8 protein-coding genes are annotated in these 14194 nt (G+C 67.7%); 2 read left to right on the top strand and 6 right to left on the bottom strand.

Features of this window, described 5'->3' with window-relative positions:
• Positions 1-67: 67 nt before the first annotated feature.
• The 3 genes from ACFCV3_RS37600 to ACFCV3_RS37590 form a co-directional block, all read right to left on the bottom strand.
• Entirely contained in the window at positions 68-1243 is a 1176-nt protein-coding gene (locus ACFCV3_RS37600) for a M20 family metallopeptidase (protein ID WP_376038872.1), read from the bottom strand.
• 14 nt (positions 1244-1257) lie between these two features.
• Complete coding sequence (locus ACFCV3_RS37595) at positions 1258-1968, bottom strand: hypothetical protein (RefSeq protein ID WP_376038870.1); 711 nt, start codon at positions 1966-1968, stop codon at positions 1258-1260.
• Positions 1969-2109: 141 nt separating this feature from the next.
• Positions 2110-3453, bottom strand: coding sequence for a serine hydrolase domain-containing protein (locus tag ACFCV3_RS37590; RefSeq protein WP_376038868.1), 1344 nt, complete (start codon positions 3451-3453; stop codon positions 2110-2112).
• A gap of 36 nt (positions 3454-3489) precedes the next feature.
• Between ACFCV3_RS37590 and ACFCV3_RS37585 the strand changes: the two genes are divergently transcribed.
• On the top strand, positions 3490-4389 hold the full coding sequence (locus ACFCV3_RS37585; protein WP_376038865.1) for a diacylglycerol/lipid kinase family protein: 900 nt from the start codon (positions 3490-3492) through the stop codon (positions 4387-4389).
• On the opposite strand, the gene pulA is transcribed toward ACFCV3_RS37585, so the two are convergent.
• Complete coding sequence (pulA, locus tag ACFCV3_RS37580) at positions 4386-9926, bottom strand: pullulanase-type alpha-1,6-glucosidase (protein WP_376038862.1); 5541 nt, start codon at positions 9924-9926, stop codon at positions 4386-4388. The genes ACFCV3_RS37585 and pulA overlap by 4 nt on opposite strands.
• Before the next feature lie 263 nt (positions 9927-10189).
• On the opposite strand from pulA, the gene ACFCV3_RS37575 reads away from it, so the two are divergent.
• Positions 10190-12931: a beta-N-acetylglucosaminidase domain-containing protein gene (locus ACFCV3_RS37575; RefSeq protein ID WP_376038859.1), complete on the top strand. Its 2742-nt coding sequence runs from the start codon at positions 10190-10192 to the stop codon at positions 12929-12931.
• Here ACFCV3_RS37575 and ACFCV3_RS37570 read toward each other — a convergent pair.
• Both ACFCV3_RS37570 and ACFCV3_RS37565 read right to left on the bottom strand, forming a co-directional pair.
• The gene (locus ACFCV3_RS37570; RefSeq protein WP_376038856.1) at positions 12924-13640 is read right to left on the bottom strand and encodes an NAD-dependent deacetylase; all 717 of its coding nucleotides are present in this window, start codon (positions 13638-13640) and stop codon (positions 12924-12926) included. The genes ACFCV3_RS37575 and ACFCV3_RS37570 overlap by 8 nt on opposite strands.
• Positions 13637-14191, bottom strand: coding sequence for a GNAT family N-acetyltransferase (locus ACFCV3_RS37565; protein ID WP_376038853.1), 555 nt, complete (start codon positions 14189-14191; stop codon positions 13637-13639). The genes ACFCV3_RS37570 and ACFCV3_RS37565 overlap by 4 nt, the downstream gene beginning before the upstream one ends.
• Positions 14192-14194: the final 3 nt, after the last annotated feature.

The raw sequence follows: 14194 nt of genomic DNA, 5'->3' as shown, positions 1-14194 counted from the left end.
GGTGACCAAGAATTCAATACGTGATGAATTACTGGTTGTGTGAGCAGCCTCACCCGGGGTGTCCGGCTCAGCCCAGCAGCCGGACCGCGGCCAGCAGGAAGGCCCGCGCGGCGACCGCGAGCTCGGCGATCGGGACGGACTCGTCGGCGCGGTGGGCCTGCTGCGCCACCGATCCCGGCCCGAGGACGACGACCGGGATGCCCAGGTCGCGGTCGACGTACCCGCCGTCGCAGGCAGCGGCCCACCCGGCCAGCGGAACGTCCGGACCACCGGCGTCCCGGCGGGCGGTCTCGGTGATGCGGACCAGCTCGGCGTCGGCCGGGGTCTCGAACGGCGGCATCTCCATCGGCATGTCGAGGTCGACCGAGAGTCCGCGGTCCTCCAGCTGCAGGGCGGCGACGCGGTCGCGCAGGTTCTCGAGCACGGCCGCCGGCGATTCGCCTGGCAGCAGCCGGCGGTCGGCGATCACGACACATTCGGCCGGTACGATCGACCCGCCGGTACCGCCGTTGATCTGGCCGACGCTCCAGGTCGCCGGTCCGAGCAGTGGGTGCGGATCCGCAGCCAGCTCGGCGTGCAGGCGCTCGATCTCGGTGATGATCGCGGTCGCGCCGTAGATCGCGTTGGCGCCGGCCTCCGCATTGCTGGCATGAACCGCGAGCCCGTGCACGGCGACCCGCAGATAGGAGTCGCCTCGCGCCGCGATGATCGTCTGCAGATCCGTCGGCTCGGCGGTGATACAGCCGACGTATTCCCGGGGCGAGTCCTGGACGAAGGCCCGGATCCCTTTGCCGGTCTCCTCCTCGTCGACCACGGCCGCCAGCTCGACCGGGCCACTCAGCTCGACATCGCGCAGGACGGCGAGTGCGGCCACCGCGGCAGCCAGCCCGCCCTTCATGTCGGAAGCGCCACGTCCGTAGATCCTGCCGTCGCGGATCTCGGCGCCGTACGGATCAGTGGTCCAGCCTGCACCGACCGGTACGACGTCGGTGTGCCCGAGCAGAAGCAGTCCCGGGCCGGTGCCGCTGCCGACGGTCAGGCTGATGTTGTCCCGCCCCGGCTCGACCGTCGTCGTGGACACGGTGAGCCCGAGCTCGCGGCCGACCGCGTCGAGCACGGCGACGGTCGCGGCCTCCTCGCCGGGCGGGTTCTGACCGGTCGCCCGGACCAACGCCGTACAGACCCTGAGTAGCAGGTCCTCGTCGATCCGGGCGAGCAGACGCTGTTCCTCGGCGGTCGTCATCCGCCAACCCTAATTCAGCGGACGGGGGAGTAGTCGTCCCAGACGACGCTGTTGCCGGCGATGTAGGCGCGGTAGCTGAAGGTGGCCTTCGGGGCCCACTTGAAGGACGCCTTGCCGTTGGAGTTCGCCTTCACCTTGGTGAGCTGCTTCCAGGTGCTGGTGCCGGCCTGCTTGTACTGCAGGACGATCTCCTTGCCACCCCACGGGATGAACTTGTTGATCGCCGGGCGGTAGTTGCCGGCCGCCATGCTCGCGGTCGTGACGCCCCGCGACTTGGTGACGGTCAGGTCCACGGCCGAGACGTACTTGTTCATCCGGTTGAACGACGCCAGCGTCGCGACCGGGTTGCCTTCGCTGTCCTCACCCGAGCCGTCGTCGGTGTCGCCGGTGAAGTTCACCACGCCGACCGGCGAGACCTCCGAGTACAGCGTGAACGTGGTCTTCCGGTTGCCATCGCGGTACTCGATGTCGATGGAGACCGGGTCACCCTTCTGGCGGCCGTGCCAGTCGGCACTGTGCAGGTTCGCCGGGCAGCCCTTGCCGTAGGTGATCGTGTAGTGGGTCTGGCGGTTGTTCATGACGAGCCGGTCCGGCACCCCCGGGTGGCAGACCGGCAGCGCGGCGGGCTTCTGGGCGACGGGGGCAGCGGCCTGGGCCGGTACGGCGGCGGCGAGGCCGGTCGCCAGCAGGCCCGTTGCCGCGAGCAACGACAGGGTGGAGCGCATGGAGGTCCCCTCAGATGTGATGACTTTGGCTGCCGGTAACGCTAGACAGCCGAAGCCCACCCCGCCGGGGGATCGACCTGATCGTGCATGTTCGGCGGGGCCGCGGTGCCCGATCAGGTCAGCACCCGTTGCCCGTGGCCCTCACTCGGATGTGACGGTGAACTCCAGTGGCGCGAACGACACGTTCAGCCGGCCGTCCACGGTCATCCGCCCGTCCTCGATCCGGCAGCGGAACTCGGCGGCATGCGGCCCCTCGAGCCAGCGGATCGTCGCCACCAGCGCGTCGCCGTCGCCGTACGCACTGGTCACCACTCGCTCACTGCCGGCGTCGCTCTCGCGCCAGGCGCCGACGGTGAAGAGATGGCTGTCCGGCCCGAAGGTGAGCAACGCGCTGCCATCCGCGTCCCAGCGGACCGACTGCAGGTAGCCCTGATTCTCCGCGAAGGTGTAGGTCTTTCCGTCGCCGCCCTGCGGTGCCGGGCCGGTCGGTGCCGGAATCTCCAGCCGCTCGGGTCGCGCCACGGCCGGCAGCTCTTTGCCCTCGAGGGCAGGCAGCAGGTGCTCCCAGATCAGATCCAGCTCCGCCTGCATAGTGGACGCGGCGCTGGTGATGATCAGCACCGCGTCGTGATCGGGGAAGGCGAGGATGAATTGGCCGAATGCACCGTCCGCGCGATAGGTGTTGTGCCGCCCCCGCCAGAACTGGAACCCGTACCCCTGCTGCCAGTCCGGGTTCGGTTCATTGTTGGAGACCTGCTTGGTGGTGGCCGCCTCGAACCACTCGGCCGGGACGAGTTGCTCGCCCTCCCAGCCACCGCGCTGCAGCAGGAGCTGCCCGAACTTCGCCATCGACTCGGTGCTCAGACTCAGCCCCCAGCCGCCGAAGGTGATGCCCTCCTGCGAGGATCCCCAGGTCGCGTCGGTGATCCCCAGCGGCGCGAACAGCCGGGACCGCAGATACTCGAGCAGGGTCTCGCCGGTGAGCCGCTGCAGAATCGCCGACAGCATGTACGTCGCGCCGCTGTTGTAGACGAACGGCGCACCGGGCTCGTGCTCCACCTTGAGGCCGAGGAACTTCTGCACCATCCGATCGTCCCGGCTCATCCGCTGGACCGTGTCCTCGGAGTGTCCCGTGCTCATCGTCAGCAGATGCAGCACCGACATCGCGGCCAGGTTGTCGCTGATCGTCTCCGGCAGCTCCTCGGGGCCGAAGAACGACACCACCTTGTCGTCGATGGTCAGCAGCCCGGCATCGACGGCCAGCCCGATCGCGGTCGAGGTGAAGCTCTTCGAGACCGAGTAGAGCAGATGCAGGTCGGACCGCCGGTACGGCGACCACTCCGCCTCCAGCACGACGTGTCCGTGCCGCACCAGCATCACGGTCTGGAATTCCTGCTCGGACGCATCCAGCGCGGCGACGAACGAGTCGATGGCGGCGGCGGATAGTCCCTGGTCGTCCGGGGTACTGCGTGGAAGGCTGCTCACCTCGGACACGCTATCTTCCCGGACGGACAAAATCAGTTGAGTTCTTCGCACACGGCCGTGATCGTCAACCCGATCAAACAGGTCGACCTCGAAACGTTTCGGGCCACGGTCACCGAGGCCTTGTCCGCCCGCGGGATCGAGACCGTGATGTGGTTGGAGACCACCGTCGACGATGCCGGCGTGACGATGACCCAGGAAGCGATCGAGGCGGGTGTCGACCTGGTCGTGGTGGCCGGTGGTGACGGGACGGTCCGGGTGGTCTGCGCCGAGCTGGCCGGTACCGGGATCGCGGTCGCCGTCCTGCCCGCCGGCACCGGCAACCTGCTCGCCCGCAACCTGGGCATCTCGCTCGATCTGGAGACCGCGCTCGCCGAGGTCCTCGACGGGACCGACCGCAGGATCGACAGCGTCCGGATCTCCGGTGACAATCTGCCGGACGACCGGTTCGTGGTGATGGCCGGTCTGGGCCTGGACGCCGCGATCATCGACGACGCTCCGGACGACCTGAAGAAGCGGGTGGGCTGGGCGGCGTACGTGATCTCCACGGTGAAGAACCTCAACCACCCGGCGTTCCGGGTCGAGCTCACTGTCGACGACCAGCCGCCGATCCGCCGCCGCGCCCGCACTGTGGTGATCGGCAACGTCGGCACCCTGCAGGCGAACATCCCGCTGCTCCCCGATGCCAGCGCGGACGACGGCGTCATCGACCTCGTCGTCCTGGCGCCCCGCCGGGTAAGCCACTGGCCACGTCTTGCCCTCAGCCTGGTCATCAGGAGCTGGCGGGAGCGCGACATCGAACGCTTCACCGGTCAGCGCATCCAGGTCCGGGCCCGCCGTCCCGTCCGCCGTCAGCTGGACGGCGACATGATCGACCCCGGCCGCATTCTCACAGCCGAGGTCGATCCGTCATCCCTGGTAGTGCGCGTCCCCAGCTAGTGCACCAGTACTGCGACAGTCCGCGCCGGTACCTGGACCGTGCCGGACGATGCGGTCCAGGTGGTCTGCTTCACCACCGGATCGCTGCCGTTCGCCTGAACCGGTGCGAGCTTGAGCGATTGCCCGGCCAGTCCAGGCACTGTCTGCGTCACAGTCGACCCGGTGCTGTTGAAGACCACCAGCACACCCTTGAGAGCCGGGTCGACGTTCGGACCGACAGTGTCGTCGATGCGCATCGTGACAACGCCAGGAGTCGAGCCACTCAGCGGATAGCTCAGCTTGGCCTTGATCAGGTCCGCCGAACCGAGCCGGAACAGCGGTGTGGAGAAGCGCAGCTTCAGCAGGTCAGTAGCAGCTGCCGATGCAGTCTGTACGTCGGTAGCGCTGGGCTTCAATGCCGGATTGCCGAGCAGTGGCTTGATGTACGGCCACTTCTCCTCGTTGTCCGTCTTCGGCGGCAGACCGTGCCCGAAGCCGTTGTCGGCGCCGGTCCAGTCCAGGGTGTTGAACCAGTCGCCGGAATCGTACGAGTTCCGGTCCAGTGACTTGCTGCGCAACAGGTCTGCACCGGCATGCCAGAACGATGGCGTCTGGGCGAGCGCGGTCGTCGCGAGTGACAGCGTGTTCATCCGGACGCGGTCTGCCATCGGCAGGTCCGTTGGCAGCTTGTAGGTCAGCGCGTCCCAGAGCGTCTCGTTGTCGTGCGCGTCGACGTACGTGACCACCTCATCCGGCTGGTCGGCGTACCCGGCGGGGGAGCCGTTGTAGTCGACCGCATCACCGCGCACTGTCGCGCCAGTCTCCGCAGAGCGGAAGCTGAACGACCGCAGGTTGCCGGCCAGACCCAGCTGGATCAGATCGGTGTCATGCGCAAGGCGCTTGGCCCGGTCGGCCGCTGAGCCGTTGATCGGGTCGCCGTTCGGGTCACTGGCCGCTCCGGAACCGAAGCCCTGCACTCGCGGGTTGTCGTCGAACGGACCGCCGCCCCGGACCGCATCGCGCAGCCGGTCGGAGAAGGTGCCGATCCCGGTGCCACCGAGATTGCCCTGACGCGCCTGCACGAACAGGGCGTCGTTCGCGACCTCACCGAAGTTCCAGCCCTCGCCGTACAGGTAGACACGTTTGCCGTCGACACCGTCCTTGGCCAGTGTCAGCTGGTCGAGTGCGGCCCGCACCTTCAGCATGTTCGCCTTGGTGTGGTGTCCCATCAGGTCGAAGCGGAAGCCGTCGACCCGGTAGTTGCGTGCCCAGCTCACAGTGCCGTCCACCATGATCTTCTCCGCCATGGCGTGCTCGGTGGCGATGTTGCTGCAGCAGGTCGAGGTCTCGACCTTCCCGGTCGCGTTCAGCCGCTGGTAGTACCCGGGCACGACCTTGTCCAGTACGGACGTCGGCGCCTGTCCAGCTGAGGGCGTGTGATTGAAGACCTGGTCCAGTACGACGCGCAGCCCGGACCGGTGCAGTCCACCGACCATGGTGCGGAACTCGGCGACTCTCGCGAGACCGTCCTTCTGGGTCGCGTAAGAGCCTTCCGGAGCCAGCCAGTGGAACGGGTCGTAGCCCCAGTTGAAGCCGTCCTTCGCAGCCACCGCACTCACACAGGCCTGCTGCTGCTCGGAGTCCGCCGGGAACGACTTGAGATCGCAGGCAGGTGTCTGCTGCCCGGTCTCGGGGATCGACGCGATGTCGAACGTCGGCAGCAGATGGACCGTGTTCAGCCCTGCTTTCGCCAGCGTCCGCAGATGCTTCGTTCCGGCACCCTCATCCGCAAAGGCGAGATAGGTCCCGCGGTGCGCAGCCGGCACAGTCGGGTCGCTGATCGAGAAGTCCCGGACGTGGAGCTCGTAGACGGTCGAGTCGACGGACTGAGCCAGCTTCGGCGCCGCAGTGTTCGACCACAGCGCCGGCTTCCCCGCCGGATCGTTCAGGTCCACTGCGACCGAGTACGCCGAGTCCGTGGTCAGTGCGGCCGAGTACGGATCGGTGACGACGTTCGTCTCCACCTTGCCGGTGCTCGGCGCATACACCTGCACCTCATACCGGTACGACGCATTCTTGAACGACCTGACGCCCTTGGCTGACCAGGAGCCGTCGTCATGGCGCTGCATCGGCAGTCGCTGCGCACCGACCAGCAGAGCGACGTTCTGCGCGGTAGGTGCCCACAGAGTGAAGGTAGGAGTGCCGCCGTTCCAGCTCACCCCATAGCTCCGTTTGGTCGCTGAACCGTACACATCGTCGAGCACACCAGGGATCTGTACGCCGGTCGCATCCAGCAGCCGCCCGGCATCGTCGTACTGGGCCAGGCCGAGCTGTCCGGTCAGAATCTTCCGTACATCCGCATGATCGAGCCGCAGCGTCGTGTACCCGGGCCGCACCTCACGCGGGTCGTAGCGCAACCCCACCGACGTACCGCCGATGTCGTCCGCGTCGATCTTCAGTCCGCCCGTTGTCGACCAGTGCAGCCGCCAGCGCGACCGCTCCGGATGTGCGACCGCCGGTACGGCGAGGGTGTCGCGGGACAGCCAGTAGGCCTTGGCCTGACTCAGGTCCGGCTGCGCACCGGGCTTGGAAGTCGTCACCGTGAGGGCGTGGGTCGCGAGGACGTACGAGAACGTGACGACGAGCCCGTCACCGGGCACAGTGATCGGTACGTTCTGCGCCGGGTAGCTCTCGTCCCACGAGAGGTTGTGCGCGACCTTGGCCTCATAGCTGCCCGCTCCGATCTCACTCGTCGACCAGGTGTAGGTACCGTCACCGTCGGCGTCCGTCAGCCAGGGTCGCATGCAGGCCGGATCCCAGTCCGCCGGACACCCGAGCTCGGACTGGAACGAGCCAGGCACCGTGATGGTCGGCCCCTCCGCAGTGGAGGTGGCGAAGTGCCGGCCGTGCTCGTAGTAGAACGTCACCGGCCCAGCGGGTGCCGTGTAGGAGATGTTGGCGCCGTTCTGGTTGCCTCCGGCTCCGTAGTTGACGTCCCAGTTCTTGTTCAGCGCCGCCTTGTACGCGTGCTCACCGGCCGGGATCGTGTAGGTGCCCTTCCACACCTTGTCCTTCGGGTCGAGCACCAGCTGCGCCTGGTCGCAGTCCGGCGACCAGTCCGCCGGGCAGCCCATCTCGCTGTTGTGATCGCCAGGGACACTCACGTTGGCCGGCTGGACGACCGGTCCGGTCTCACCGCCGCCCCCTGGCTTCGGTGCGTCGCCGACCACGCCGTACGAGCCGGACACCGAGTAGCGACCCGCCGAGTCCCGCAGTACAGCCCGGTACTCGAGCAGCGTTCCCTTCGGCACTCCGCTGACGTCCTGGAACACCCGGTACGGCGCGTTGTCGTCCGAACCGAGCCGCTGCCAGGCCGACGTACCCACTGGGCGGTAGCCGAAGGTCACCGTGACCGGAGTGTTCGCCGGAACGGCCGCACTGATCTCAGCACGCCCGCCGACCACGCCACCCGGCTCAGGCGCTGAAACGTAGACCGCGGGAGCCTTGGAAGGTACAGGCACCTTGCTGACTGCTTGGTACACAGTCACTGACAGAGGCGGCTGGCTGAGCAGTACCCGACCCTCGCGGTCTGTCCGGACCGGCCGCGAGCCGCCATAGACCGGCTTGAGCCACGTGTTCGGCCCGTACGTCGGAATGGTCGCGGACTTCGCCGTGGTCGCGTTGTTGGCGACGACCAGGTACTCCACGTTGTCCGCGCCGACCCGGCTGAACGCGTAGAGCCCACCGGAGTTCGACGAGTACCGGTGTACCTGGCGTCCGTCCGCCAGCGCTGGGTACTGCGACCGGAGCTTGGCCAGCGCCGCAATGTGCTTGTACATAGGCGCGTTGACGTCGTACCGGTCCTTGCTACCGATCGTCGTCGTGCCACTGCCGTCGACCACCTCGTCGTCGGCGTAGTCCGTGGTCTTGGTCGCGAACATGTCTTGCCGCGCGTCCTTGTCACCACCCGGACCGGTGAAGCCCTGTTCGTCGCCGTAGTACACGACCGGCTGCCCGCGCGTCAGGTACATGAGTGAATGCGCCAGCTTGTCGCGGGCGAGCAGTTCCGGCCCGTTGGCACCGCCCTGCTTGAGGAACGTGCCCACCCGGCCCATGTCGTGGTTCCCGAGGAACGTGGGCAGTTGGTACGCGTTCGAGTCCGCATCGGTGTAGTAGTCGTCGCCTGCGTAGAAGTCCCGGAGCTTGGTGGCCGGGTCGCCCTTGGCGAACGTCACCGCGTTCTGCTGGAACCCGAAGTCCAGCGTCGCCTGCAGCGCGCCGGCGGTCGTGTACGTCGACATGAACTTCGGGTCGGCGTCGTACACCTCACCGAACATGAAGAACTTCTTCGACCCGGCAGCACGCGCCGCCTTCAGCACAGCCGGCGAGAATTTCTGCCAGAACTCGAGGTTGACGTGCTTGACGGTGTCGATCCGGAAGCCGTCGATGCCCAGCTCGGCCCAGGTCTTGTAGACGTCGATCATCCCGTCTAGCACCCGCGGCTGCTCGGTGAACAGGTCGTCAAGCCCGACGAAGTCGCCGTACTCGGCCGATTCGCCGGCGAAGGTCGAGTCGCCGCGGTTGTGGTAGAGCGTGGGGTCGTTCAGCCAGGCCGGGACCTTCACGGTCTCGTCGGCCGGCGTCCTGAAGACCGGCACGTTCGGGAACGAGGTGTTCCGGTCCAGAGCTGGGAACGTGTCCCCACCGGCATAGGCCTTGTCGTCGAACACGTTCCCGGCCGCGTCCTTGTACGGCGCCGTCGACTTCGGGATGTAGCCGTACTGACCGGACTGGTAGGCGATCACATCGGCGGTGTGGTTGGTGATGATGTCGAAGAAGACCTTCATCCCCTTGCCGTGCGCCAGGTCGATCAGCCGCTTCATGTCCGCGTTGGTGCCCAGGTGCGGATCGATCTGGCTGAAGTCGGTGATCCAGTAGCCGTGATAGCCCGCACTGACGTCGGCACCGGCACCCTGCACCGGCCGGTTCTTGAACGACGGCGTGAGCCAGATGGACGTCGTACCGAGCGCCTTGATGTAGTCGAGCTTCTGGATGACTCCGGCCAGGTCACCACCGTGGTAGAAGCCCTTGTCGGCCGGGTCCAGCCCGGTCTGCAGCCGGTCACCGGTCAGACCACCGGCGTCGTTGCTCTTGTCTCCGTTGGCGAACCGGTCCGCCATCAGGAAGTAGAACCGCTCCTTGGTCAGGTCCTGCCGCAGACTCGGTGTGGCCAGCGCCTTGTCGGCTGCCGTCACACTCGGCCCGGCCAGCTCCACCGGCCGCACCGACACCACATGCGTCTTGTCGTCGTAGCTGAACGACAGCTTCGCCGGACCCTCGATCCGCAGCGGGATGTTCGGCCCGTTCAGCACCCCACCGGCGCCGTAGTTCTCGTCCCAGCCGCCGTTGACGGTCACCTTGTACTCGTACGATCCGGCCGGTACGTCGAACACCTTCGTGTACGGCGCCGCCGTACCGAGACTGCTCGCCGTACAGGCGGGGTCCCAGTCACCCGGACAACCCAGCTCACTCTGCAGTGAGCCAGCGAGCGTAATCACCCGGTCCGCGCTCACCTGTGCCTGTGCTGGAGCTCCCAGCCCCATGACGACCAACGCCGCCGCTGCGAACCCTGCTGTCCAACGCCTCAACCCACGCATTGCTGTCCCCTCCCGTGCCGGTCCCCGGGGACGCTAGCCCGCACTCCAGAGGCGGGGAAGGCTTCGAACGTCACAAAACGACAGTCCTGATCGAAAGGGTTGCGAAATGGACTAGACCAGTATTTTCTGAGGTCATCCGCACCGCCCCGAAGGGATGTCCGCCCATGACCATCCGCTGGCTACTGGTCGCAGCGCTCGCCGTCGGCGTGCTGACGACCACTGCTCCGGCTGCCACCGCCGAAGACCTGCCTGCGCTGAGCCCGGCCCCGCAGTCGATCCGCCGACTCGGAGCAGACCTGCGCTCAGCCCCCACCGTCATCAAGGAGACCGGTACGGCGAGCACGCGCGCCGCTGGTGCCTTGTCTGCCTGGTCCCTGCCGTCGGCCGCCACTCTGAAACCCGGCGGCTATGTCCTCGGCATCGGCTCCTATCAGGGCGAGCACCTGGCAGTCCTGGTCGGCCATGACCCCGCCGGCACCTTCTACGGCGAGCAAACACTGGCCCAGCTGACCCGGTCCGGCGCAGTGCCCAGTGTGGCCGTCGTCGACGAGCCCGCGTTCGCACTGCGCGGTGGCATGGAGTCGTTCTACGGTCAGCCCTGGAGGCAGGCCGACCTGCTGAACCACCTCGACTTCATGGGCCGGCACCGGCTGAACGCCTTCCAGTACACGGTCAGCGGCGACCCCCACACCGCAGGCGCGGCCTGGCGGCAGCTCTACACCGGTGTGGAGCTGGACCAGATGCGTGCGGCGATCCAACGGGCCAAGGCGAACCACGTGGAGTTCATCTACCGGGTCAACCCGGAGGCCAACGTCAAGGAGGAGTACGGGATCTGCCACGCAGACCAGGCCGACAAGGACGCACTGATCGCCCGCTACCAGCAGCTGTGGGACCTCGGTGAGCGGGTCTTCTCGGTCGGTTGGGACGACGTCGGCGGTCAGTTCCGCTGCCTTGCGGACCACCGCGCCTTCGGGTCCGACGCGAGCCCGCTGGCGGCGGCCCAGGCGCACGTGGTCAACGACGTGTACGACCGGTTCGTCAAGACGCACCCCGGCGCCCGCCTGCTCACGGTCCCCACCCAGTACTGGGGGAACGGCGAGACGCCGTACCGGACTCGCTTCACCGCTCTGATCCCGGCCGAGGTGGACATCTTCTGGACCGGTCCGGAGGTGGTGTCGCCGACGATCACCACGCAGGACGCAGCTCAGGCGTCGGCCGCGTTCGGTGGCCGGAAGCTGCTGATCTTCGACAACTACCCGGTGAACGATTTCGCCTCGATGTCGCAGCACCTCGGCCCGCTGGTCGGCCGGGACGCCGGACTGCCGCAGTACGCGACCGCCTACCTGATCAACGAGATGCAAGAGGCAGAGCCGTCGCTCATCGCACTCGGTACGGCGGCGGAGTACGCCTGGAACCCCGGTGCTTACCAGCCGCAGGAGGCCTGGTCCCGGATGCTCACCGAACTCGGCGGTCCGGCGGCCGACGCACTCCGCCGGTACGCCGAGGTGCACACCGGGCCGGCCGTCCTCGCCGACCCGTCGGCGCCACTCACTCCGCTGGTCCGGGCATTCATGACGGCCTACCGCAGCGGAGGGGACCTGAATGCTCCGGCTGCCGCACTGACCGGATTCCTCGAGCGTCTGGGCGCAGCGCCGGCCGAGCTGCGGGCCAAGCTCGACAACCAGTCGTTCAAGGACGACTCCGCGCCGTGGCTGGATCGCACCGAGAAGCGAGCTCGCGCCGGCATCGCCGCGGTGCGTGCGCTGCAGGCCAAGGCAGGCGGGGACCTGGCCGGCTACCGGGCGCAGCGTGAGGTGATGTACGCCGCCCTCGCCGAAGGTAACACTGCGTTCTGCTACGCCGTCCCGGGCAGCCTCGACGACCTGCTCGACCTGGCCGGTGTGAGCCGAGGGACCGATGTCGTGCGGCATGACGACGGCACCATGTCCGTCTATGAACGCAGCAGCGGTGGCGCCGTCCAGACCGCACGGCAGCAGACCGTGGGAAGCACCTGGGACGCCTTCGTCGACCTGCCGCCGATTGCGGCGGCCGGCAAGCCGGAGGTCGTCGTACGGCGCGATGGTGGGCTGACCGCGTTCGTCCGCGGCACGGACAACCGGATCCGCACCAGCCGGCAGACCGCACCGGGTGGTGCGTGGAGCGGATGGGAGCTCGTGCTGGACGTCGCGGTCGGCGGCGACCCGGCAGCGATCGTCGGCGACGACGGCCTGATCAGCCTGTTCGCTCGTGGCACCGACGGTCTCCTGCAGACGCTCTGGCAGAGCGGTGACGGCTGGCGGATGGCTTCGCTGGGCGGAAAGCCCATGCTCGGCAAGCCCGCTGTGGACGTCAGTCTGGATGGCGTCCTGACTGCTGTGGTGCGTGGCGCCGACAACGTCCCGCGGACCAGCTGGCAGTCGAGTGCCGGCGGTGACTGGGTGCAGCCCTGGCAGGATCTGCCGGGCTCGATCGGCTCGGACCCGGACCTGGTGATGAGCTACAGCGGATCGTTCAGCCTCTTCTACCGTGGTACGAACGACGGCGTCTACACGAGCTGGCAGCCCAGCCGCGGTGCCAAGTTCGCAGACCCGGTCCGGCTGAGCGGCATCACCGCACAGGGCAGTCCGCGCGCCGCTCTCGACAACCTCGGCGGTCTCACCCTGACGGTCCGCGGCTCCGACAACCGCGCCTGGACGATGTGGCAGAAGGCACCTGGCGGTGAGTGGAAGCACGGCTGGATCACCGACCAGGTGGTGGCCTACTCCGACGTCCGGCTGATCGACAGCCTGACCGGGGCGGCATCGACCTTCACCATCGATGCCGGTGGCAAGCTCCGGACCGCCTGGCAACCGATGTTCGGTTCAGGGTGGAGCGGCTGGGCCGACCTGGGCGGCTCACTCAGCTGAACAGCGCCGGGAGCGTCGTCTCGATCGGAGTGCGCAGCACAGTCGTCGCCTCCTCGTCGTACGGCGTCTCCTGCGCGTTCAGGATGACGAGTGGTTTACCCGCCCGCAGTGCGACGTCGCACAGCCCTGCGGCCGGGTAGACCTGCAGTGAGGTGCCGATCGCGATGAACACGTCGGCAGCCTCCGTAGCGGCGACCGCGGCGTCCAGGACAGCCACATCGAGCGCCTGGCCGAACGAGACCGTGGCGGACTTCAGAATGCCGCCACACACCTCACACGCTGGGTCCTCGTCACCTGCGTCCAGGCGGGGGAGGACGTCGGCCATCGGGATCCGCCGCTCGCACTGCAGGCAGTCGACGAACCAGACCGTGCCGTGCAGCTCGTGAACCAGCTCTGGTGCTGACCCAGCCTTCTGGTGCAGCCCGTCGATGTTCTGCGTGACGAGACCGGTCAGGCGGCCCTGCCGCTCCAGCTCGACCAGTGCGAGGTGGCCGGCGTTCGGCTCGGCCGTCCACGCCGGTGCGGCCAGCCGGAACTTCCACGCCTCGACCCGCACCTCTCGACGAGCGACGTACTCGTCGATGTCGAACATCGCCTGCGCTGCCGGGTTCCTCGTCCACAGCCCCTGCGGCCCGCGGAAGTCGGGGATGCCGGAGGCGGTCGAGATCCCGGCACCCGTGAGTACGGCGATATGTTCGGCGTCGATCACGCCTTGGACTGTATCCAGTCCGTCGCCAGCACCGACATCATGACCTCGTCGACCCACTCGCCGTCCCACAGCAACGCGTCCCGGAACACACCCTCGACCACGAACCCGGCCTTCTCGTACGCGCGCTGGGCCCGCGGGTTGAACGCATACACCCCGAGGCTGATCCGGTGCAGGCCGATCTCCTCGATGCCGTAGCCGACGATCAGCTTGGTCGCCTCGGTCCCGAGCCCGCGGCCCTGACCCTTCGGCCCGATCAGGATCCGGAAGTTGCACGATTGGTTGTCCGGGTCCCACTCGTTGAGCACCGCTTCGCCGACCACCTCTCCCGAGGCTTTGTCGACGATCGCGAGGTCCAGCCGGTCGGTCTGGTCCTGCCGGGTCCGGTACCACTCCCGGGCCTTCTCCTCGCCGATCTCTCCGTGGCTTCCGGTCAGCCGTCGCACGTCCGGATCGTCCATCGCCACGGCCAGCGCGGGGTAGTCGTCCTCGGTCACCTGCCGCAGTACGACGAGCTCACCGGTCAGCGTCGGTTTGTCAGAGAAGTCAGTCACGCT

The organism is Kribbella sp. NPDC056345 (assembly GCF_042262745.1).
GTDB lineage: Bacteria > Actinomycetota > Actinomycetes > Propionibacteriales > Kribbellaceae > Kribbella.
This window is presented reverse-complemented; position numbering and strand designations above follow the sequence as displayed.